We start from the raw sequence: 22,710 nt of genomic DNA on the forward strand, positions 1-22,710 counted from the left end.
TTCTTTTTTCAGTTTGGTATTTCTACAAAAGAAGAATTGCAAACAAGAAATATGATTTACACAGCAGGCTAAATGAATTGTTACGAATAAATTAAAATGGATAAAGCTACAAGAAATTAAGCCATTTGCAGTAGAAAACTCTGATTTTTAAGATGGATATAGCTAGCTGAAATGAGCCTTTCACAGTAGAATATGCGCTCTCTCATAAGTCACATTGTGGTAGGTTCGTTAGACCCGCCCGTGGAGCCAAAGTCAACATGTTTATCGTGGCCGGTGCATCAGCACATTCTTCTTTTAAGAAAGCTCAACTCTTAAACCGTTTAGCGTCAATGAGTTCTGTTCAATCTTTTGACAGCCAGTGGGTTTATTTGTTTGATCAAGCGCTCAACGAGCAGCAACATCAATCGGCATTACAACTTTTAAACGATGGTCAATCTTTCGAACTTCGCCAAGCTGCAAGTGATGAAATCCAAATTTTAGTAACACCACGTGTCGGCACAATCTCGCCGTGGTCATCTAAAGCAACGGATATTTTCCAAAACTGTAATACGCCAATTCACCGTTTAGAACGTGGTCTGCTATTTACACTAAAAGGTGTGAAAGAGATTTCGAACGAAGTGAAATTGGCCTTACATGACCGTATGACAGAGAGTGTTTTTGCTCAGATTGATGATGCAAAAGCTTTATTCTTAGAAACAGCGCCGAAACCATTGAACTCAATTGATATTTTGAGCCAAGGTAAAGAAGCGTTAGTGAAAGCCAACAATGAATTTGGTTTTGCGCTCTCTGACGAAGAAATTGATTATTTAGTTGCAGCATTTACCAAACTCGGTCGTAATCCAAACGACATCGAATTGATGATGTTTGCACAAGCAAACTCTGAACACTGTCGTCATAAAATCTTTGGTTCTGAATGGACAATTGATGGTGAAAAACAGCCATTATCATTGTTCCAAATGATTAAAAATACCTATAAAGAATCACCAACGGATGTGTTATCAGCATATAAAGATAACGCGTCTGTGATCGTGGGTTATGACACCATGCGTTTTTATCCAAAAGCGGATGAAAATGGTCATTTCGTTTATAAATATAAGAGCCAAGCTGCTCATATTTTAATGAAAGTTGAAACACACAACCATCCAACTGCAATCGCTCCATTTGCAGGTGCTGCAACAGGTTCGGGCGGTGAAATCCGTGATGAAGGTGCAACAGGTCGTGGTGGTAAACCAAAAGCAGGTCTAACAGGCTTTACGGTTTCAAACTTAAATATCCCTGGTTTTGAACAACCTTGGGAAGATAATTACGGTAAACCTTCACGTATGGCATCGCCATTACAAATCATGATTGAAGGTCCATTGGGTGGTGCGGCGTTTAACAACGAATTTGGTCGTCCAGCATTAAATGGTTATTTCCGTACTTTTGAACAAAATGTCAATGGTGACGTGAAAGGCTTCCACAAGCCGATTATGATTGCAGGTGGTTACGGTAACATCCGTCCTGACCATGTTGAAAAAGATGCAATTCAACCAGGTGACTTGCTCATTGTATTGGGTGGTCCTGCAATGTTGATCGGTCTTGGCGGTGGTGCAGCGTCTTCTGTAGACAGCGGTACTATGGGTGAGAGCTTAGACTTTGCTTCGGTGCAACGTGAAAACCCAGAAATGGAACGCCGTTGCCAAGAAGTCATCGATACATGCTGGCGCTTAGAAGACTTTAACCCAATTGTGTCTGTACATGATGTGGGTGCAGGTGGTGTATCTAATGCTATGCCAGAACTTGTGAATGATCATGAGTTGGGTGCAGTGCTTAACCTGCGTAAAATTCCATCATTAGAGCCAGGTATGAGCCCGATGGAAATCTGGTCAAATGAAGCGCAAGAGCGTTATGTGCTTGCCATTCGCCCAGAGTCTTTAGAGCAATTTGAAGAAATTTGTGCACGTGAGCGTTGTCCGTTTGCGGTATTGGGTGAGGCGACTGAAGCGCGTCACTTAACTGTTGAAGATCCTTTGTTTGAGAACAAGCCTGTCGATATTCCAATGCAGGTGATTTTAGGCGGTACACCGCGTATGCAACGTTCGTATGAAACGATTGAGCATACGGGTAACGACTTTGATGCTGCGAAAGTTGATTTAAAAGATGCGATTTTCCGTGTATTGAAAAATCCAACAGTTGCATCTAAATCATTCTTGATCACCATTGGTGACCGTTCGATTACAGGTATGGTTGCACGTGATCAGATGGTGGGTCGCTGGCAGGTTCCTGTAGCAGATGCAGCAGTAACGACTACAAGCTTGCAAGGTTTCACTGGTGAAGCAATGGCAATGGGTGAACGTCCACCAGTTGCTTTGTTAAATCCTGCTGCATCTGCACGTTTAGCGGTTGCCGAAGCAATTACCAATATTGCCTGTGCCAACATTGAACAAATCAGTGATATCAAGCTTTCTGCAAACTGGATGGCTGCGGCAGGTCAAAAAGGTGAAGATCAAGCCTTATTTGAGGGTGTGAAAGCGATTGGTATGGAAATGTGTCCTGCATTAGGCATCGCAATTCCAGTCGGTAAAGACTCACTTTCAATGCGTACCACTTGGAATGATGGTGAAGACAAAGCCGTTACTTCTCCAATGACAGGGGTAATCACTGCATTTGCACCAGTTCTAGATGTTCGTAAAACCTTAACACCTGAACTTAAGAATTTAGAAGACTCAGTGCTTGTACGTATTGATTTATCTAAAGGTCAATTCCGTTTAGGTGGTTCAATCCTTGCACAAGTATATAAAGCGATTGGTTCAGTAACTCCAGATGTTGATAGTTTTGATGATTTCAAAGCATTTTTTGCCTTGATCCAAGACTGGAACAATCGTGGCGTGATTAAGGCTTACCATGACATCGGTGATGGCGGTCTATTGGCGACTGTTGCTGAAATGATGTTTGCTTCACGCTTAGGTGTTGCTTTAGAAAATCAAACCACTGAAAGTTTATTTGCTGAAGAAATTGGTGCTGTACTACAAATCACAGCAGCTGATTGGGCGCAATTAGAAGTTGAAGTTGCAGCATCAAGTTTGAAAGATGCAATTGCAGTTGTGGGCCGTGTCAATACAACCGATCAATTGGCGGTAGATGGCTTGACTTTAGAACGTGCTGAATTACAACAAGCATGGGCAGAAGTATCGCATCAGATCCAACGCTTACGTGATAACGTTGAAACAGCTGATCAAGAATTTGCTTTAATTGCAGATAAAAACCACAAAGGTTTAATTGCTCAAGCAACTTATGACTTAAATGAGCCAGTTGAAGCGCCGTTTATCAATACACGTCGTCCAAACATGGCAATCTTGCGTGAGCAAGGTGTCAATGGTCATGTTGAAATGGCCGCTGCCTTTGATAAAGTTGGTTTCAATACCATCGACGTACACATGAGTGATTTGCTTGCAGGTCGTGTGAGTTTAAGCGACTTCGAAGGTGTAGTGGCTTGTGGCGGCTTCTCATACGGTGACGTAATGGGTGCTGGTGGTGGCTGGGCGAAATCAGTATTGTTCAACCCGAAATTACGTGATCAGTTCGAACAGTTCTTCCATCGTGAGAGCACTTTCAGCTTAGGCGTATGTAACGGCTGTCAAATGATGTCGCAACTTGCACCACTGATTCCAGGTGCAGAGCATTGGGGCCGTTTCCACCGTAATACTTCAGAAGTATTTGAAGCGCGTGCCGTGAACGTTCGTGTAGAAAAATCTGTTTCTGTATTGCTCGAAGATATGCAAGGTTCGATTTTACCAATCGCTGTTGCGCATGGTGAAGGTCGTTTAGTTGCAACAGAACAACAACTTGCAGCTTTAAATGCTGAAAATCAAGTGATCTTGCGTTATGTAGATAGCTTGGGTCATCCAACTCAACACTATCCATTGAACCCGAATGGTTCACCTGAGGCGATTACAGGTCAAACTTCTAAAGATGGTCGTGCAACAGTGATGATGCCGCATCCAGAACGTAACTTCCGTGCCCTACAACATTCATGGAAGCCTGAAGATTGGGCTGAAGATGGTGCTTGGTTACGTATGTTCCGTAACGCACGTAAATTTATTGGTTAATCTGAAGTCTGTGTTTTGAAAGCCACCTTCGGGTGGCTTTTTTATTGAATTGTCTTTTTGTTTTTTTAATTTTTTATTTCTCCCGTTGAAGTTGGTTTAGATTTTGCTTTTATATTTATGTAAAAGTGATATTGTGTAATAAATGCACAAATATCATGCACAATAGAAGAAAGATGGATCACTAAACAAGTTCAGTATCAATACTCATGTATGAGGTGATGACATGATTAAAACAGTTACATACGAAGCAGTCGATAAGTCTGCGTTGCGTAAAAAAGGATGGAAGTTGTTTGCTGTGATTTTGAGCTTGCAATTGATCTTTTTGATTTTGGGTTATATGTTGCAGGTGTGATTTTTGAGAATTAAAAAATCGCCATGAGGCGGTTTTTTCTTTATAAGAATTTTATTTTCACTTTTGATTGGGCAAAAGTAACAAAACCCTTTTGTTAGACTGATGGGACGTCCTGTCCCACAGTCTAACGTGTGACATCCATGTCGCAAGTCATGTGCTCAAATATTGTTAATTATTTTTTTTCTTTTGATATTATGGGTTAGTTATAAAATTTTATGAGATAAAAATTGAAAGATAAAAAGAGCAAATCAAAGATTAATACTGTTTTTGGAATTCTTGTTGGTTTGGTTGGAATAGCTTGTGGTTTATGGCTTTTAATTGTGTTAGAAAAAATAACTGGAGCTGAATTCGTTGCTTTAAGTCTTGGATTTTCCGTGATTGGACTAATTATAGCTTTTGCTTCAGAAGTTCAAGAGTTTTCGATTGCAGGAAATGGCGTCAAAATAAAAGAGTTAAGATCGGAAGCTGAGAAGACTATAGAATAGCTAAAAGAGGCTAGAAAGGAGCTATTTAGATTTTTAATAATGAAGAGTACTGAGTATTTGGTCAGTGATGCATATAATTCAGTGATTGATGAAAGAGTTGATCCATTTATTAAATTGTTTAAAAAAATCGAACAATTTGAATGTATAAACGCTTTAAAACTAGATATTAAAAAAGTACTAGATATTTTGATGTTTGATCAATACATGCAATTAAAAGTTATTCATAAAAAAGAAAAAAATAATATAGATGATTTTAACAATGAAGACCAACCAACCTTTTTATATATAAAACTAAATTCTGAAATAGTTTCGGAAAGAAGAAAAGAATGTTTGGGTGACATAGATATTGAAAGGGATCTAGTTCAAGGAATTGAATGCTATGCAAAACTTTATGCTATAAAAATTAAACTCGATAATTTAGTAAACTGAAATGCTTAAACTTATTTATTACGTTCCAGACTCTCATCTAGAGTCAACCAAACTTGCTGTGTTTGAAGCAGGGGCCGGTGGAATTGGCAATTATGAACATTGTGCTTGGCAAGTGAAAGGAATGGGGCAATTTAAGCCAGTTAAAGGTGCAAATCCATTTTTAGGACAATTAGACGAACTAGATCAACTTGAAGAATGGCGAGTTGAAACGATTGTCTCAGAAGAGAAAGCCAGTGCTGTAGCAAGGGCATTAAAAGCAAGCCATCCTTATGAAGAGCCTGCCTTTGAATTTCTGCAAATATTAGATATTGAATAATTATACTTTTTGAATAAATAAATCACGATCAAAACGATATTGCGGGAAGAACACACCATCTGTAGCCCGTTCACCTGCACCAATCACCATGACAGGATACTGTTGACCATTTAATTTTAAAATTTTACGAACTAAAGGTTCATCAAAGCCTTCCATCATACAGCTGTCAAAACCATAGGCACGTAAAGCCAATACTAGATTTTCACAGGCTAATGCAGTGGTTTTTGTCGCCCAAAGTTGGGTGTCAGCAGGGTTAAAAGCGGTTACAGGTAATTGTTTATCTAAGGTACGCACTACTTTAAATGCAACTTTTTTAAAGTTACCTAATGCATTAAAGTAACCTGTTTTATAATTGTATGGAATAAAACGATAATATTTTTGTACCATCGCAGGAGCTTCAGGAAATGGAAATTCGCTAATATTTCGTTTTGCCATTTCATCAATACGATCTGTACGTGCCACACATACAATTAATTCAGCAGCGGTTTTAGCCGCAAGTTGCCCTAAGCAAGCTTTGACTAATTGTTTTTTCTTACTTGGATTTTGCACCACATAAAAAGTCCAAGGCTGTAAATTTGATGAGTTGGGCGCAAGTAATGCCAAATCTAAGCAATCATCTAAAATTTCAGTTGGAATCGCTTTATCGGTAAATTTACGCACGGAACGGCGACTTTCAATCACTTTGCGAAAGTTAGCCACATCAATATCCTGTGGTGCAGCTTCGTAATAACGATTCTTTTCGGTTTTTGTTTGATCTGTCATGAGCGATGTATTTTCCTTAAGTGTTTATATCCATATTGGGATGCAAAATAAAAAAACCACCTAGTTTTTTAAACTAAGTGGTTTTTCATCATTTCTCAGTTTAATTAGTTAAATTGAGAGAAATCTGGTTTACGCTTTTGCATGAATGCTTGTACCGCTTCCATCATTTCAGGTGAACGTACACGCTGCATAAAGATTTCCGCCTCATCATCTACACAAGCGATGATTTCAGCTAAATCTTGTTTCATCAGTGCTTTGGTTTGCTTGATTGATGCGAGTGGTAAAGCCGCTAAATGTTGAGCTGTTTTTTGAGCTGTTGCATAAACATCTTCAACAATTTCATTGACCAAGTTTGCTTTGACAGCGGTTTCTGCATCAAATTTTTTCGCTGTGAATAACAATTCAGCTGCTTTTTGATAGCCTGCTTGTTTCACCAGTAAGCGACTTGCAGCGCCTTCTGGAGAAAGACCAAGGCTTACGAATGGAATTTGGAACAGGGCAGTATTGTCTGAAAATACGATATCAGCATGTAATAAGATGGTCACACCGATACCAATCGCAACGCCTTTCACAGCAATAATTAATGGCTTAGAAAAACGTGCTGCTGCTTTTAATAATACAAATGGTGGTTGATCACCTGCTTTGCCTTCATGTGGCTTTTGGATGAAGCTCATGAAGTCTTTCATGTCATTACCCGCAGTAAAGTCTTGTTCTGCACCACGGAAAATGACGACACGAACATCTTTACTCGCGTCAGCTTCATCAAAAGCTTGTGCGATCCAGAGGTAAAGTTCACCATAAAGTGCATTTTTTGCTTCTGAGCGGTTAATGGCTAAGGTGAGTACGCCATCTTCTAAATTTGCTTGCAAATGTTGATGAGGTTGTTGAATACAGCTAAGCGTCATCGTACTATCCTTGCTTTAATCCAGATTGATTTTTTAAGTGATCTCATTATGTCGTATATTTGCTTGAATGGCACAACTGATGAGTTCACAAAAAGTGAAATTACGCCTATGTACACATTTGACTATCTTGTTTTTATTGGACGCTTTCAGCCCTTTCATTTAGCGCATCTACAAACGATTGAAATTGCGTTACAACAGAGTCAACATGTAGTCTTAGCATTGGGTTCTGCGCAATCAGAACGGAATATCAAAAATCCATTTTTAGCCACTGAACGTGAGCAAATGATTCTGTCCAATTTTTCTGAGGCGGATCAAAAGCGCATCCATTTTGTGCATGTGATTGATGTTTATAACGATGAAAAATGGGTCAAACAAGTCAAAACATTGGTCAATCAAGTGGTTCAGCCAAATGCAAAAGTAGGTTTGATCGGTCATTTCAAAGATGAATCTTCGTATTATTTAGCTTTATTTCCAGAATGGGAAATGGTGGAGCTAGACAGTCTAAGAGATTCTATTTCAGCCACACCGATGCGAGAAGCCTATTATCGGGGAGAGATTCAAACCGAATTTTTCCCAAAAGGTACGATTGAATTTCTGACTGAATTTAAAAATACAAAAGTCTATGCGGAATTGCAGCGTAAATATCTTGCAGGTGATAAAAGTAATTTAAATGAGTGTTTTTAAGATTTTAGTTCTTTAATCAGAAAATCGATGAAAACACGAATATGGAATGATTCGTGTTTTTTTTGATGGATAAAGTAAAGAAAATGGGCGTGAACTACCTGAAAATTCCGTAAGGACTTCAATAAAATCTCCATTTTTAAGCTCTTTTTCTACAATAAAACGATAGGTTTGTAATAGACAAATAATAGGTACATAAAATGCAAAATAATTCGATAACTGAGATTCAACAGCAACTCGAAAAGTACTTTGATGGTCTGTACTTTTGTGATGTAGATAAATTGAAGAATGTATTTCATTCCGATGCTACTTATATCAATACAACGGATGAGCCTATGCTTAAGTTAGATATGGATACTTATTTCTCTATTGTGGAAAAGCGTATTTCACCCGCATCTCAAAACCAATTAAGACAAGATAAGGTTATTGCGATCAATTTGATTCATGATCAGTTAGCGATGGTACATGTTGAATGTGTGATTGAACCTAAATATTTTTATGATGCACTGACATTGGTACAAAAACAGGGTGAATGGAAAATTATTTCTAAAGTCTTCCATTATCAAACTTTAGCGGATTGATTAAGCATCTTCCCAAAAGATCAGTCGATTTGAAAAAGGATCAGTCATACTGAGTTCTAATGTTTCCCAGTCTGTTTTTTCGATTTGAGGTTTAGCAAATTGATAGTGCTTTGCCTCAAGTTCAGTATGTAACAAAGTAAGATTTTCCCAGTAAATACGAATTGCGCTATGTGGACTCGCATCACCAAAATGTTCTGTTAGGTGGATAATGCAATCATCTTTGGATATTTGTAAATATGAAGGTAAATTGTCTGCAAATTTGTGCTGCCAGTCGAGTTGGAAGCCTAAATAATCTAGATAAAATGTTTGAGCTAATTCAATATCAAAAATACGGAAAATAGGGGTGATTGAACCAGATTGCATTATTCGTCCTTGCTAGCGAACACCAAATTGTTGCGTCCAGTAGCTCTTTTGTTTGGTGGATTGGTCAGATGTACAGGCAATGGCATAGTCGGTAAACTTAGGATGCATTAGATTACTACAATGTACTGGGCTCGTAAGCCATACTGACATCACTTCATTTAAATTTTTTTGTCCTCTTGCAACATTTTCACCGCCACCTCGACCTTTAAATTCAGATTGTTTTAGACGTGCTTTTAAATCTAATCCAGTGCTGCTGCTATGTCCAAGCATGTTGTGACTTGCCATATCTTCGGCATGAGCAAAAGCACTTTGATATAAGTGCTGATTCCATGTTAAGGGTGCAGCAGCAGCGAAATGTTGCTGACCACATTGGCGTGGATGCTGACGAATTTCATTGATGGCATGGATAATCACTTGCTGATAGGCAGGGTTTTGTAAATCTTGGCAATGGATTTCTGTTGTTTCGATTTGAATTTGTGGTACAGAGACTAAGTTTTCTTCAGTCATTGCGGTTTGTGGCGCATTAGCATTACAACCTGAGAGTATAAAAAATAAAGGAAACAAATAAACTAGGCTGCGATAATTCATTGTAAATATCTTTAATTATTTTAATCTTTTTATCATACGTTAAGGTGTAAGCAGTGGGCAATTTACCCATAACAAAAAAGCGAGTACACAACTCGCTTTTTTGTTACTCAACATTATGAAGTGCCTTGCAATGCTTTTAGATCTTCCAATACTTGTTCAGCATGCCCAGCAGCTTTGACTTTGCGATAGCTTTTCACTAACTGTTTGTTGTGAAAAATAAAAGTTGAACGCTCAATGCCCATCACTTGTTTGCCATACATATTTTTTTCTTTAATCACATCAAAATGTTTGCATAACACTTCTTCTTTATCACTAATTAAATCAATTGTGAGTGCTTGTTTTTCAGTAAAATTTTGATGTGCTTTGACAGAATCTCTTGATACTCCAATAATTTGACAATTTAAGGCATCAAATTGATCTTTTAAGCATGAAAAGCCGATCGCTTGAGTCGTACAGCCTGGTGTTGAATCTTTTGGGTAAAAATAGAGTACTAACCATTCATTGGTGAGTTCAGCTAGATTCACTTCACCTTGTGTTGTTGGAAAAGTATGATTCGGTAGTTGAATATTCTCAGACATTTCGATTCCTTCAATAAAACTAAAGTTGGTCTAGTTCAAGTGGTAAAAAAGCATATTCTTCATGATAAACAATATCACCCTGTCGTACAGGAATTGCTTTGTTAAAAATTGGCCCATCAATAACTGTGGTATGGAACTCACCACCTTCGCCACATGGGTCTATCCCGCGATTTTCTAATTCTTGAATATAGTCGAGAGTGAGAATTTTACCCAGATCTTCTACTTTCATGCCTAGTTTAAGATTAACGGTCACGACGATACTGCGAAATCCTAAGCGAATAAACTCCTCAACGACTTCACGGTGAGGACGTAACCAAAGGGGCATACCCAATTTAAGCCCAACGTGTTGAGTTACACGATCATGCCAACAACCATATTTAGGCATATCTAGATCGCCTGTGACCAGTACTTCTGCACCTTGTTGTTTAGCTTGTTTTAAAAGCTCAATAAATTTACTTTCGTAATCAGCCCAACTTGAAGAAGTCGTAAATACAGGTAAACCAATCGCATCTGCTTGTGCTTGAATAATATCGAGTGGCATCGCATGTGAACGAGAGCGTTGACCTTGTTCTTCTAGCATGACAATCAATCCAGTCGCTTTGCCTGTTTGCATGGTATGGTACAGGGCAAGTGAACTGTCTTTCCCCCCACTAAATGAAACAATACATTGTCGTTGATGGGTATTGGTCTTCCATTGATCCTGCATGGTGTAATTCAACTTATTCAAGATAAAAGAAATTTTAACAGAGCTGATAAAAAAGCCTGCATCAATGCAGGCTTTTGGGCTTAGCTCAAAGTTAAGACTTTGGTGCTTGTTTTTGAGCTGATTTCATCGCTTCTTCAGTTAACTTTTCAAGCTTAGAGACCAGTGGTGCACCTAAGCAAGCTTGTACATCTTTATATCCCTGTTGTACAAATGGAAGTGTGTTGGGATTTTTCTTCGCATTGACAGCACTTTGCATTTCCCATTTTTGTGCTTCGGTTACTTTACCTTGAGCTTCAATAGTACAAGAGCAATATTTACTAACTTCTGCAGCTGTTAATTTACCGCCTTTCGCAGATTGGTCTTTACAAACATTAATTAAACCAGCTTTTATATTGGTACTTTTATATGCAGCTTGTAATGGATTATCAGCTGCGTGAGTTGCCATTGCAAATAAAGCAGTCGCTGACATCATTGTAGAAAGAATAAGATTTGATTTTAAAAACTTCATATATTGTACCTAATGATTGCCCTATATCGTTTATTCAGTATAACGTGTAGGGTCCGTAATACCTGCTTCGATGAAACCTTGTTGGCGTAAACGGCAACTGTCGCATTTGCCACAGGCACGTCCTTGAGCATCTGCCTGATAGCAGGATACTGTTTGGCTATAGTCTACGCCATGTTCGATACCTAAGCGTATAATATTCGCTTTGGATAAATGTAACAAAGGTGTTTCAATTTTAAGGGGTTTTCCTTCCACACCTGCCTTTGTTGCCAAACGTGCAAGATTGGCAAAAGCGTCAATAAATTCTGGGCGACAATCTGGATATCCTGAATAATCAACAGCATTGACACCAATCACAATGGCTTGAGCGTCAAAAACTTCTGCTGCTGCAAGGGCATATGAAAGGAAAATGGTGTTACGCGCTGGAACATAAGTTACAGGAATCCCTTCTTGTAATTGTTCAGGTACATCAATGTTATGATCTGTAAGCGCAGAGCCGCCTAAATTGCCTAAATCAATATTAATTACACGATGTTCTACACCTGCACGTTGTGCAAGTGCTTTGGCTGCATCAAGTTCGGTCGTTGAGCGTTGCCCATACATAAAGCTTAATGCAATACAATCATAATTTGCTTGTGCCCAAGCAAGACACGTTGTTGAGTCTAAGCCGCCAGACAATAATACGATGGCACGAGAACGCATATTATTTTCCATGATTCAACCTAAAAATAAATTTGATAAAAGCCGATCTATTTTGCAGAACGGATATGTTTAGTATTTTAACGACCAGATTCATCATTCCATAACAGCTTATGTAACTGTAATTGAAAGCGAACAGGGAGATGGTCATCTAAAATCCACTGTGCTAAATCGCGAGCCAAAGCAGGCAATCCGACAGCACCTTTTTCGATAGCAAAGGCTGGTGAGAACCATACCGTACTTACTTTATCTTGCAACTGAAATTGTTCAAGTTGCTGTTTTGACCACTCATAGTCAGCACGATTACAAATCACAAATTTAATCTGGTCATGTGGGGTGAGATGGTCAAGATTACTATATAAATTACGATGGTCTTCTTTTGACGTTGGTGTTTTTAAATCCAACACTTTAGAAACACGAGGGTCAACTTTCGATACATCTAAAGCACCACTGGTTTCAAGTGAAACTTCAAATCCAAGATCACAAAGACGTTGTAATAAAATCAGACAGTTTGGTTGTGCAAGCGGTTCGCCACCTGTCACACAGATATAAGGTGTTTTATGCTGGCTTGCTGTTTCGATAATCTGTTCAAGGGATAAACGTTCGCCACCTTCAAATGAATAAGTCGTATCACAATAACTACAACGTAAAGGACAACCCGTTAAACGAATAAAAACGGTCGGTAAACCAAAAGTATTCGCTTCGCCTTGCAAAGAATAGAAGATCTCGGTAATACGTAAACCAGCCGCAGGATCAGACACAGGAATTGCAGAAGAGCGTAAGGAAGCCATAAATAGTTACCACAAACAGTTGCTACATAAGCAGCAAGTACATAAAAAAACAAAATCTCTACGACCATAGCTGATCGTAGAGACGAGGAGCGATGAGACTCCGAGAAACGTTATAAATTAGTCTGCGCGTAATAAATCGTTCAAGCTAGTTTTTGCACGTGTTTTCGCATCAACTTTTTTCACGATAATTGCAGCGTAAAGGCTGTAAGTACCACATTTTGATGGAAGGCTACCTGCAACAACGACTGAACCTGCTGGTACGCGACCATAGTGGATTTCACCAGTTTCACGATCAAAGATTTTAGTTGATTGACCAATGAAGACACCCATTGAAATCACTGAACCTTCTTCAACAATCACACCTTCAACGATTTCTGAACGAGCACCGATGAAGCAGTTGTCTTCAATAATCGTTGGATTTGCTTGTAATGGTTCGAGTACGCCACCGATACCAACGCCACCAGATAAATGAACGTTTTTACCGATTTGAGCACATGAACCCACAGTTGCCCATGTATCAACCATGGTACCTTCATCTACATAAGCACCAATATTGACATACGATGGCATCAATACGACATTTTTCGCTTGGAAGCTACCACGACGAGCAACAGCAGGTGGTACAACACGGACACCAGCAGCTTTAAATTGTTCTTCAGTCCAACCTGAATATTTTGTTGCAACCTTGTCATAAAACTGTAGATCACATGCTTCGATTGGCTGGTTGTCATTCAGTTTGAATGAAAGTAAAACAGCTTTTTTTAGCCATTGGTGAACAACCCACTCACCATCGATTTTTTCAGCGACACGAAGTGTACCATTGTCTAAACCCGTTAATGCTTGTTCAACAGCTTGACGAATTTCAGTAGGGCAATCTGCTGCACTATAGTTTGCACGGTCTTCAAAGGCTTGCTCGATGATTGTAGAAAGCTGAGACATGATCTTCATTCTTCCAAAAATAAATTTCCGAGATTTTACACTAATTTGACACAAGAATCTTTGAAAAAAGTCGTTACAATAAATTGTTTTAAATATAAGCAATAAGATTGTAATAAACTCGGAGTGTGTTGTTTTTTATCTATAATTTTTAATTATACAATTATCCTTAATTTGTATCAAAAAATAACAAAAAGTAATCAGTTTCTGTATAAAAAGTTATCTGTCGATCTTTTATGATGCGTATACAGAAACAATTATATTTAATAAGAGCATTTTTGAGGAGACATCAATGAAAGCTTTGCGTGTTGTGTTAGCAGCGAGTGTTTTAACAGTAATTGCAGGTTCTACATTTGCAGCTGATGAGCAAGTTGTGAAGGAATCGGTTTATGCATTCCCTTCTTATTTAAATCCAGTTTCAGTTCGTGCTGAGGTCGGTACAACAGGTTACGGTGGTGCAATTTCCTACCGTGTTAATCCTTATGTAGGTTTAAGTCTTGGTTATAATGGTGGTGATATTTCATGGTCTGATGATGTCAAAATTGATGGCACCAAATATGATCTTGATATGGAGAATAACAACACATATTTGAATGCTGAACTTTATCCATGGGGTGCGAGTCAAAATGCGTTCGCTCGTTCGCTTTATGTAGCAGCAGGTGTTGGCTATCTCGATAATGATTATGATCTTCAAAAACGTACATCAGCAGGTCGTACTTTAACAATTGACAACAATGATTATGAAGTTGTTAATGCTGGGCAAGAGGGTGGTGTACGTGGCAAAATGTCATATAAAAATAACATCGCGCCTTATGTCGGTTTAGGTTTGAATGCACCAGTGTATAAAAATATTGGTTTGTTTGGTGAGGTTGGTGCCTACTACACAGGTAACCCTGATGTAAAACTTGATGCTTACAACTTAAAAGGTGTTAATGGAGCTAAGCCGATTGATCAGGCGGTTGCTGATGAGCAAGACAAAATTGCTAACAAAAGTAAATATGAGTGGATGCCAGTGGCTAAAGTGGGTGTGAGCTTTAAGTTCTAATCCACCAACTCTACATAAAAAAACGAGCTTAAAGCTCGTTTTTTTATGCTCAGATTTAAGGTCAAAATAAATGGTCAATAGTAAAGCCATTAATTTTGTTTGATTTATTCTTCAGGATAAGCAACTTTTTTAAGTTCTTTGATATTTGTTTTTGGCGAACATAAAGAAATAAACTCATAACCATAGCCACGTAAAAGATGTCCTTTACGCACAGCAATCCATGTTGTATTCACTCCAAAAACATCAGTTTTTAATTGTTCTAAACGGTAGTCTTTATCATTGTCATAGGCGACATCATTGACAATCCCAACCCCCATATTGAGTTCTACATAAGTTTTAATGACATCGGCATCCAAAGCGGACATCACGATGTCAGCATGTAGATGAGCATCTTCAAATGCTTTATCAATTTTTGAACGTCCTGTAAAACCACCGTGATATGTGATTAATGGATATTCGGCTAATACATCTAAACTAATTTTATCTAACTTAGTCAAAGGGTGGTCTTTAGGTGTAATGATACTATGATGCCATTCATAATAAGGTACGCTTGCTAAGTTCTCTTCCGTCGTCAAAGATTCAGTTGCGATACCAATATCTGCTTCACCTTGGAGTAGCATTTCTGCGATTTCAACAGGACTCGCTTGTTGTAAAACCAAATGTACTTTTGGGAATAATTTTTTAAATTGATTCACAATCGGTGGAAGAACATACCGTGCTTGGGTATGCGTGGTTGCAATCGTTAATGTACCTTCATCAACTTTATTAAAGTCATCAGCTAGACGTTTAATATTGTCAGCATCGACCAACATCCGTTCCACAATACTTAATAAGGATTGACCGGGTTCAGTCAAACCAAGTAAACGTTTACCTTTGCGTACAAAGAGCTGTACACCCAATTCATCTTCTAAATCTTTGATGTGTTTACTGACACCAGATTGGGAGGTATAAAGTGCCGCAGAAGCTTCAGTTAAATTAAAGTTTTGGCGAACAGTTTCTCGAATAATTCTGAGTTGTTGAAAGTTCATAATAATTTTTCCACATAAAAGATGAGGAACGATCAAATTTATTTAACCGCCCTCAAGATATTATTCTAAGCAACTTGAGTCGTTTGGTCTGCAAATAAATGAAGTTGAGCCGCACTAATCCAGACGGTTTGATTTGGTCTAAATTGATGTAAATTTGCTTCTTCTACACTAAGTAAAATCTCAATGGTACGTCCACTGCAATCTTGTAATTCCGCAATGACTTTGCCCGCAATCCAGACCTCACGTATAAACGTTGCCTTAATCGTATTCGCTTGAGGTCGGGTATGAATATGTAATTCATTTGGTCGTGCAAATGCAATCACTTTTCCTTGCGGTGCTTCCAATGATGTCGGTAATTGAATGCGATCATCACCGATACGGATAATACCGCCTGTATGTTCACCTTCAAAACGATTTGCTTGACCTAAGAAATCAAAAACAAAGGGGGTTGCAGGTTTTTCATACACTTCACGAGGTGAACCGATTTGTTCAACATCACCTTTGTTCATGACGATGATTTGATCCGCAACTTCTAAGGCTTCTTCTTGGTCATGGGTAACAAAAATTGATGTGATGTGTAGTTCATCATGTAAGGTTCGTAACCAACGACGTAGTTCTTTACGAACTTTGGCATCAAGTGCACCAAACGGTTCATCGAGTAATAAAACACGTGGTTCTACGGCAAGGGCGCGTGCTAGTGCAATACGTTGACGTTGTCCACCTGAAAGTTGAGCAGGGTAACGATCAGCTAAGAAACCCAGTTGAACCAAGTCTAATAAGCGCGTGACACGTTTTTTAATTTCGGCTTCTGATGGACGAGTTGCACGTGGGCGAACGCGTAAACCAAAAGCAATATTATCAAACACAGTCATATGGCGAAATAAGGCATAGTGCTGAAATACAAAACCGACTTGACGTTCACGAACATGAATATTGGTCGCATCTTCACCTTCAAGAAGAACCTGACCATGATCAGCAGATTCTAAACCCGCGATGATGCGTAATAATGTTGTTTTTCCACAGCCTGAAGGACCAAGCAAAGCAACTAATTCACCTTCAGGAAAGTCTAAAGAGATATTTTTGAGTGCATGGAATGCACCGAAGTGTTTTTCAATATTTTTAACTTGAATACTCATGTGTTCATTCCTTAGTGATTCGGTTGATGTTCATTTGCTTGGTCTTGGCGTATTTCTAACCAAGTTTTCAAGATCAATGTGATAATCGCTAAAAATGCCAGTAACGAAGACACAGCAAATGCAGCACTAAAGGTATATTCGTTATAAAGAATCTCGACGTGTAACGGCAGGGTATTGGTTTCACCACGGATGTGTCCTGAAACCACAGACACCGCACCAAACTCACCCATTGCACGGGCATTACATAGAATGACGCCGTAAATCAAACCCCATTTAATATTTGGTAGGGTCACTTTCCAAAAGGTTTGCCAACCTGAAGCACCGAGTACAATCGCAGCTTCTTCTTCTTCGGTCCCTTGTGCTTCCATGAGTGGAATTAATTCACGAGCAACAAAAGGAACTGTAATAAAAATTGTGGCTAAAACAATGGCAGGTACGGCATACAGGATTTTAATATCGTGATCCATTAACCAACCGCCAACCCAACCTTGTGAACCAAAAATCAGAACCAACATTAAACCTGCAATTACAGGGGAGACTGAGAATGGCATGTCAATAATGGTGGTTAAGATGGCTTTACCACGGAATTGAAATTTAGCCACAGCCCAAGCAGCCGCTACACCAAAAACTACATTAATCGGTACAGCAATCGCTGCTGTCAGTAAGGTTAGTTTGACTGCCGACAGGGTGTCTGAATCAGTTAAAGCATTGATGTAAACTGAAAGACCTTGTTTAAATGCTTCAACAAAAACCAAAATGAGCGGTAGTATTAAGCAACTTAAGAAGAAAATCAGTGCAATACTAATTAATGTATAACGGACCCATGTTGGTTCACGGGTTGAATCACGAGACTGCAACTTTATGGCTAAAGCATTGCTATTGGTATTTAAACTCATTGTGCAGTTCTCCCTGTACGACGACTCGCCCATGCTTGTACTAAATTAATTAAAAATAAAATGGCAAAAGAGAGAACAAGCATGACGACAGCAATCGTAGTCGCTCCAGCATAATCATATTCTTCTAAACGAGAGATGATCATGAGGGGGGCAATTTCAGTCTTATAGGGTTGGTTGCCTGCAATAAAAATAACGGAGCCATATTCACCGACACCACGAGCAAATGCCAAAGCAAAACCTGTTAATAGTGCAGGGAATAGGATGGGTAAAATGATTTTAGTAATGGTCTGCCAGCGATTTGCACCAAGTGCAGAAGCTGCTTCTTCTAATTCAGTTTCAATGTCGCTCAAAACAGGTTGTACGGTACGTACCACAAACGGTAAACCAATGAAGATTAAGGCAAGCGTAATCCCAATAGGGGTGTAAGCCACTTGAATTCCTAGAGGTTCAAGATATTGACCGATCCAACCTGTAGGCGCATATAACGAAGTTAATGCAATCCCTGCGACAGCAGTGGGCAAAGCAAAAGGTAGGTCGACTAAAGCATCGACAATTCTTTTACCTGGAAAATTATAACGAACCAAGCACCAAGCCAGTAGTATGCCAAAGATTACATTGACTAAAGACGCAATCAATGCGGCACTAAAGCTGAGTTGTAACGATTTTAAAATTCGTTCTGACGTTAAAATTTCCCATAATCCATCCCATCCAATCCCTAAAGATTTGATAAATACAGCTGATAAAGGAATAAGTACGATAAAAGACACATAAGCGAGGGTGAAGCCCAAAGAGAGACCAAACCCAGGCAGCACTCGGGAACGCTGCGACATGATATTTCCTCAAAGAGAAATGTTTGCTAAAGCAAGCAAATAAATAACACTAAAACCAAAAATACTGAGAGCGGAATCTAGGCAAATTTCAAATTAAAATTTGCCTGACTCATTCGAGTTACAGGTTGCAGTTTTTTTTCAGGCAACATGTAATTAAGGATGTCTGGAAAAGGGCCAAATCCAGATGCCACATTGATGTGACCTACTTGCCCCAAATTGATTGGTGTCAGTTTCCAAGCTTGAGCCAGTTGTAAAGCATCGAAATAACCTAACCAAGGATCATTTTCACTGATTAATAAAGTGGTTGGCACATCAATATTAAGCTGATGGAAATACTGTTTGTAATCAGTCAAGCTGTGACGAGCAAAGCCCGCTTCGCCAAACCGTGCAGGATTTGCAGGTGCGACCAAAATTAATTTTTTTACTTTTGTTTGTAACTCTGGATGTTCAGCTAGAGCAGCAACACTAGTTAAACAGCCAAAGCTATGAGCAACAATTTGTATTGGTGCTTCTATAGTTGCAACGGTTTTAACAAACTGAGCAACCCATTCGTTTAAGACGGGTCGGTCCCAATGTTTCTGTTGAACGCGAGAGCTAGACACGAGTTGTTGTTGTAACCAAGATTGCCAATGTTGAGCTTCGCTACCACCAACACCAGGAACAATTACGGTATGAATCATGTCCGCTCTCCTTATTTACCTAATTAGTAAATTATTTTGTGGTGCTGTTGATCTTGACGATTTGATCGAAAATACCGCCATTATCAAAATGAGTTTTTTGTACTTTTGTCCAACCACCAAACTCTTTATCGATCGTGACAAGCTTCAGAGGTTTAAAAGTGGCGTTATATTTCTTTAAAACAGCTGCATTGCGAGGACGATAGAAGTTACGTGCTGCAATTTCCTGACCCGCTGGAGAATATAAGTAGTTCAAATAGCCACGAGCGATTTGTGAATTACCTTTTTTCTCAGCATTTTTTTCTACAACCGCCACTGGAGGCTCAGCCAAAATTGAAAGTGACGGTGTAACAATCTCAAATTTACCCGGTTGTTCACGTACTGCTAGGAATGCTTCATTTTCCCAAGCCAGTAAAACATCACCGATGCCGCGTTCAGCAAATGTAGTGGTTGCGCCACGTGCACCTGAATCAAGTACTTTGGTTTGTTTGTAAATTTGGCGAACAAATTCTTGTGCCTTAGCATCGTTACCACCTTTTTGGTGTTTTGCCCATGCCCAAGCACCTAAATAGTTCCAACGTGCGCCACCTGATGTTTTTGGATTTGGTGTAATAATTTCTACACCTGGTTTAACCAGATCACCCCAATCTTTAATTTGTTTTGGGTTGCCTTTACGCACAAGGAAAACAATTGTTGAGGTGTAAGGCGTGGAGTTATTTGGTAGTTTCTTCTGCCAATCAGCTGGAAGTAATTTTGCATTTTCAGCGATTTCATCAATATCCGCAGCAAGTGCTAGTGTTACGACATCAGCATTTAAACCATCAATAACGGCACGCGCTTGTTTACCTGAACCACCATGAGATTGCTTAAATTCAATATCTTGTCCTGTACGCTGCTTCCAGAATGTACCGAATTGCTTATTAAAATCTGTATATAGCTCACGAGTTGGATCATAAGACACATTTAAAAATTCTTGTGCTGCAAATGAAGAAACTGAGAGTAATGCGGCAATAACACCGACTTTAATTTGAGATAAACGCATGAGAACCCCTTAAATTGGTCTGTATCAACAAACCTTCAATCATTGTTTGGAATATGGATGCAGCATAACGTCAGTTTTTTTGCAAAAAAAATAATTAAAATCGAATTTAATATGAATAAAAAAGAAATATAAAAAAGAGATAAGTTATGCTGATTTTTTGATAATAGATTGGTTTATAGCTAGAAAATCATTATGTTAAAAGCATTTGGTTTTGAATGTTTATTTAAAAAATTAGTTGAGGTCGATTGGGGGGAGTTGTTTTGCATACCTCTGCTTATTTGAGTTGTTTATAAACCATCAGATTCTCAATCATGATAAATCTGGCTAGGTTTCTGTGATCTGGCTTTTCCGAAGATTATGTTTCAAGGTATGATGAGGACAGACTTTAGACTGAACTCTCGATCATGCAGTGTTATAAAAATGGACAATTGATTGATTCGATCCCATTGTTAGATCGAGCCTTCCATTATGGAGATGGTTGTTTTACCACTGCGCGAATTTTTCAAGATACGTTTGAACTAAAACAATTACACTTTGCTCGTTTGGCATTGGCTTGCCAAAGATTAAGTCTTGATGTGGATTTATCGGTCATAGATAGATCCTTAGCACAACTACAACAACAGCATTTTACCTTGAATGGCACGTTAAAAATCGTGATTAGTCGGGGCGAGGGAGATCGAGGATACAGTCTGCCGCTACATGCTGCTGATGTTTATGTTTGGTATTACCCTAGAGTAATGCAAGCTTTTCAACCTGAATGGATTGAGAGTGGGGTGTTAAACCATGCTCTAGGTTTAAACATGCCACATTTAGTGGGTTTGAAAACATTGAATCGCCTAGAACAAGTTGTATTGAAGCAAGAAGCAGATCAGCAAGGTTGGCTTGAAGCACTGGTGAGTGATGTACAGGGTTATATTGTAGAAGGGGTGAGCAGTAATTGTTTTATTCGTATAAATGATCGATGGATTACACCAGAACTTCGTTATAATGGCGTCCACGGCGTCATGCGAGCTAAGATTCTATCTAGTATGAAGCAACAGAATATTGAATGTGAACAAGGTTGTGTAGAGATTCATGATATTGAACGTATTCAAAGTCTATTTTTCTGCAACGCTTTACATCCGATGAAAGCGGTTATTCGATTTAATGGTCGGGCTTTTGAGCAGCAACCCTACCTTGATTTATTTGAAACATTGAAACTTAGCCAGATTGATTAATATGCCAAAGCCACCAACAACCCCAGCCAAAACAAAGAAAAAGCCAAAAGCTCAACCGAAGTCTAAGTTTTCTATCAAATCCTTATTATTTATAATCGTCGTCTTTCTTTTGCTCGTATTCGGTGTGCTTTGGGCAAACTTATTTAAGAACTATCCGATTGAAGGGAAGAAACAAGTTTTAGTCATCTCTTCGGGTGATACTTACTCAAAATTTATTGATCATCTAGCCAAAGAAAACAAAGTTAATTTCCCTATTATTTTAAAGATTTATCAAAAATTTATGATTCATGATAGTTTGAAAGCTGGTGTGTATGAAATCAATAAAGGGATGAGTGTTCGTCAAGTGCTTGATATGTTGTCTGACGCTGAAAATGCACAGATGAATCGTATTTTGGTGATTGAAGGGACAACCTTTAAACAATTACTACAGAATTTAAAGAAAGATCCGAATGTTAGCAAGACTATTTTAGATCTACCACAAGACCAATTATTAAAAGCTTTAGATATTCCTTATTTACATCCTGAAGGTTTATTTGCACCAGATACTTATTTCTTTGCCAAGGGCGAAACAGATAAGAAAATCTTAACGGATTTATATCGTCGCCAAATGAAATCATTAGATGAAGCTTGGGCAAAAAAAGCACCGAACTTACCATATAACGATAAATATCAAGCTTTAATCATGGCTTCGATTATTGAAAAAGAAACCAGTTTAGATAGCGAACTAGAACAAGTTTCAGGTGTGTTTGTACGTCGTTTAAAAATCGGTATGCGCTTACAAACTGATCCAACTGTAATTTATGGTATGGGGGATAATTATAAGGGGAATATCACTCGCAATGATTTACGGACACCAACGCCTTATAATACATATACGATCAATGGTTTGCCGCCAACTCCGATTGCATTACCAAGTAAAAAAGCAATTGAAGCAGCGATGCATCCAGATGACGCTAAAAATATTTACTTTGTTGCGACAGGTAATGGTGGGCATAAATTTACAGCTTCTTTAGAAGATCATAATCGTGCAGTTCAAGAATATTTAACTGCGTTACGTGCAAAGCAAAAGTAGGA

At 38.7% G+C, this 22,710-nt stretch carries 26 protein-coding genes and 1 pseudogene; 10 read left to right on the forward strand and 17 right to left on the reverse strand.

Features of this window, described 5'->3' with window-relative positions:
* Positions 1–257: 257 nt before the first annotated feature.
* The 5 genes from purL (at position 258) to O1450_RS05240 (ending at position 5,670) form a co-directional block, all read left to right on the forward strand.
* Positions 258–4,088: a phosphoribosylformylglycinamidine synthase gene (purL, locus tag O1450_RS05220; protein ID WP_269229956.1), complete on the forward strand. Its 3,831-nt coding sequence runs from the start codon at positions 258–260 to the stop codon at positions 4,086–4,088.
* Between the two features lie 223 nt (positions 4,089–4,311).
* Complete coding sequence (locus O1450_RS05225; RefSeq protein ID WP_252151854.1) at positions 4,312–4,440, forward strand: KGW motif small protein; 129 nt, start codon at positions 4,312–4,314, stop codon at positions 4,438–4,440.
* A 227-nt stretch (positions 4,441–4,667) separates the two neighbouring features.
* On the forward strand, positions 4,668–4,925 hold the full coding sequence (locus O1450_RS05230; protein ID WP_269229957.1) for a hypothetical protein: 258 nt from the start codon (positions 4,668–4,670) through the stop codon (positions 4,923–4,925).
* A 39-nt stretch (positions 4,926–4,964) separates the two neighbouring features.
* Positions 4,965–5,354 carry a hypothetical protein gene (locus O1450_RS05235; RefSeq protein ID WP_269229958.1) on the forward strand — a complete coding sequence of 130 codons (390 nt, stop codon included), beginning with the start codon at positions 4,965–4,967 and terminating at the stop codon, positions 5,352–5,354.
* A gap of 1 nt (position 5,355) precedes the next feature.
* Positions 5,356–5,670 carry an NGG1p interacting factor NIF3 gene (locus tag O1450_RS05240; protein WP_269229959.1) on the forward strand — a complete coding sequence of 105 codons (315 nt, stop codon included), beginning with the start codon at positions 5,356–5,358 and terminating at the stop codon, positions 5,668–5,670.
* Here the strand turns inward: O1450_RS05240 and O1450_RS05245 are convergent, their stop codons facing one another.
* Together O1450_RS05245 and O1450_RS05250 are read right to left on the reverse strand one after the other, a co-directional pair.
* Positions 5,671–6,432 (reverse strand): nitroreductase family protein, encoded by a 762-nt coding sequence (locus O1450_RS05245; protein WP_269229960.1) that lies wholly within the window; start codon positions 6,430–6,432, stop codon positions 5,671–5,673.
* 104 nt (positions 6,433–6,536) lie between these two features.
* Positions 6,537–7,337, reverse strand: coding sequence for an enoyl-CoA hydratase-related protein (locus tag O1450_RS05250; RefSeq protein WP_241335303.1), 801 nt, complete (start codon positions 7,335–7,337; stop codon positions 6,537–6,539).
* A gap of 108 nt (positions 7,338–7,445) precedes the next feature.
* On the opposite strand from O1450_RS05250, the gene O1450_RS05255 reads away from it, so the two are divergent.
* A complete protein-coding gene (locus O1450_RS05255) occupies positions 7,446–8,021 on the forward strand; it encodes a nicotinate-nicotinamide nucleotide adenylyltransferase (RefSeq protein ID WP_269230424.1) in 576 nt (191 codons plus the stop codon).
* Here O1450_RS05255 and O1450_RS05260 read toward each other — a convergent pair.
* Positions 8,018–8,198 (reverse strand): annotated as a pseudogene (locus O1450_RS05260) (LysR family transcriptional regulator); the annotation flags it as partial. The gene O1450_RS05255 and the pseudogene O1450_RS05260 sit on opposite strands and share 4 nt — an antisense overlap.
* 20 nt (positions 8,199–8,218) lie before the next feature.
* Here O1450_RS05260 and O1450_RS05265 point away from each other — a divergent pair.
* Positions 8,219–8,599, forward strand: a complete 381-nt coding sequence (locus tag O1450_RS05265) for a nuclear transport factor 2 family protein (protein WP_269229961.1) — start codon at positions 8,219–8,221, stop codon at positions 8,597–8,599.
* Here the strand turns inward: O1450_RS05265 and O1450_RS05270 are convergent, their stop codons facing one another.
* From O1450_RS05270 to dapD, 8 genes are all read right to left on the reverse strand, one after another.
* Complete coding sequence (locus O1450_RS05270) at positions 8,600–8,962, reverse strand: glyoxalase superfamily protein (RefSeq protein ID WP_269229962.1); 363 nt, start codon at positions 8,960–8,962, stop codon at positions 8,600–8,602. It lies immediately after the preceding gene.
* 12 nt (positions 8,963–8,974) lie between these two features.
* On the reverse strand, positions 8,975–9,550 hold the full coding sequence (locus O1450_RS05275) for a CAP domain-containing protein (protein ID WP_269229963.1): 576 nt from the start codon (positions 9,548–9,550) through the stop codon (positions 8,975–8,977).
* Positions 9,551–9,663: 113 nt separating this feature from the next.
* Positions 9,664–10,128, reverse strand: a complete 465-nt coding sequence (locus O1450_RS05280) for a peroxiredoxin (RefSeq protein ID WP_269229964.1) — start codon at positions 10,126–10,128, stop codon at positions 9,664–9,666.
* Positions 10,129–10,147: 19 nt separating this feature from the next.
* Positions 10,148–10,834 carry a diphthine--ammonia ligase gene (locus tag O1450_RS05285; RefSeq protein WP_269229965.1) on the reverse strand — a complete coding sequence of 229 codons (687 nt, stop codon included), beginning with the start codon at positions 10,832–10,834 and terminating at the stop codon, positions 10,148–10,150.
* Positions 10,835–10,925: 91 nt separating this feature from the next.
* Positions 10,926–11,342 carry a hypothetical protein gene (locus O1450_RS05290; RefSeq protein ID WP_269229966.1) on the reverse strand — a complete coding sequence of 139 codons (417 nt, stop codon included), beginning with the start codon at positions 11,340–11,342 and terminating at the stop codon, positions 10,926–10,928.
* A 30-nt stretch (positions 11,343–11,372) separates the two neighbouring features.
* Positions 11,373–12,041, reverse strand: coding sequence for a 7-cyano-7-deazaguanine synthase QueC (queC, locus tag O1450_RS05295; RefSeq protein WP_269230425.1), 669 nt, complete (start codon positions 12,039–12,041; stop codon positions 11,373–11,375).
* Between the two features lie 77 nt (positions 12,042–12,118).
* Complete coding sequence (queE, locus tag O1450_RS05300; RefSeq protein ID WP_004661217.1) at positions 12,119–12,829, reverse strand: 7-carboxy-7-deazaguanine synthase QueE; 711 nt, start codon at positions 12,827–12,829, stop codon at positions 12,119–12,121.
* 117 nt (positions 12,830–12,946) lie between these two features.
* Positions 12,947–13,768: a 2,3,4,5-tetrahydropyridine-2,6-dicarboxylate N-succinyltransferase gene (gene dapD / locus O1450_RS05305; RefSeq protein ID WP_269229967.1), complete on the reverse strand. Its 822-nt coding sequence runs from the start codon at positions 13,766–13,768 to the stop codon at positions 12,947–12,949.
* Positions 13,769–14,057: 289 nt separating this feature from the next.
* Here dapD and carO point away from each other — a divergent pair, with 289 nt between their 5' ends.
* Positions 14,058–14,810 (forward strand): ornithine uptake porin CarO, encoded by a 753-nt coding sequence (gene carO, locus O1450_RS05310; protein ID WP_269229968.1) that lies wholly within the window; start codon positions 14,058–14,060, stop codon positions 14,808–14,810.
* Between the two features lie 104 nt (positions 14,811–14,914).
* On the opposite strand, the gene O1450_RS05315 is transcribed toward carO, so the two are convergent.
* From O1450_RS05315 to O1450_RS05340, 6 genes are all read right to left on the reverse strand, one after another.
* The gene (locus O1450_RS05315) at positions 14,915–15,838 is read right to left on the reverse strand and encodes a CysB family HTH-type transcriptional regulator (protein WP_269229969.1); all 924 of its coding nucleotides are present in this window, start codon (positions 15,836–15,838) and stop codon (positions 14,915–14,917) included.
* A 65-nt stretch (positions 15,839–15,903) separates the two neighbouring features.
* Entirely contained in the window at positions 15,904–16,974 is a 1,071-nt protein-coding gene (locus O1450_RS05320) for a sulfate/molybdate ABC transporter ATP-binding protein (RefSeq protein ID WP_269229970.1), read from the reverse strand.
* Positions 16,975–16,985: 11 nt separating this feature from the next.
* Positions 16,986–17,870, reverse strand: a complete 885-nt coding sequence (gene cysW, locus O1450_RS05325) for a sulfate ABC transporter permease subunit CysW (RefSeq protein ID WP_050041906.1) — start codon at positions 17,868–17,870, stop codon at positions 16,986–16,988.
* Positions 17,867–18,700 carry a sulfate ABC transporter permease subunit CysT gene (gene cysT, locus O1450_RS05330; RefSeq protein WP_005215272.1) on the reverse strand — a complete coding sequence of 278 codons (834 nt, stop codon included), beginning with the start codon at positions 18,698–18,700 and terminating at the stop codon, positions 17,867–17,869. Before cysT ends, cysW begins: the two co-directional genes overlap by 4 nt.
* Positions 18,701–18,777: 77 nt before the next feature.
* Positions 18,778–19,380: an RBBP9/YdeN family alpha/beta hydrolase gene (locus O1450_RS05335; RefSeq protein ID WP_005161155.1), complete on the reverse strand. Its 603-nt coding sequence runs from the start codon at positions 19,378–19,380 to the stop codon at positions 18,778–18,780.
* Positions 19,381–19,411: 31 nt separating this feature from the next.
* Positions 19,412–20,419 carry a sulfate ABC transporter substrate-binding protein gene (locus tag O1450_RS05340; protein WP_269229971.1) on the reverse strand — a complete coding sequence of 336 codons (1,008 nt, stop codon included), beginning with the start codon at positions 20,417–20,419 and terminating at the stop codon, positions 19,412–19,414.
* 404 nt (positions 20,420–20,823) lie between these two features.
* Here O1450_RS05340 and pabC point away from each other — a divergent pair, with 404 nt between their 5' ends.
* Positions 20,824–21,636: an aminodeoxychorismate lyase gene (pabC, locus tag O1450_RS05345; RefSeq protein WP_269229972.1), complete on the forward strand. Its 813-nt coding sequence runs from the start codon at positions 20,824–20,826 to the stop codon at positions 21,634–21,636.
* Position 21,637: 1 nt separating this feature from the next.
* Positions 21,638–22,708, forward strand: coding sequence for an endolytic transglycosylase MltG (gene mltG / locus O1450_RS05350; RefSeq protein ID WP_269229973.1), 1,071 nt, complete (start codon positions 21,638–21,640; stop codon positions 22,706–22,708).
* Positions 22,709–22,710 lie beyond the last annotated feature (2 nt).

The sequence above is a fragment of the Acinetobacter sp. TR11 genome (assembly GCF_027105035.1).
Lineage (GTDB): Bacteria > Pseudomonadota > Gammaproteobacteria > Pseudomonadales > Moraxellaceae > Acinetobacter.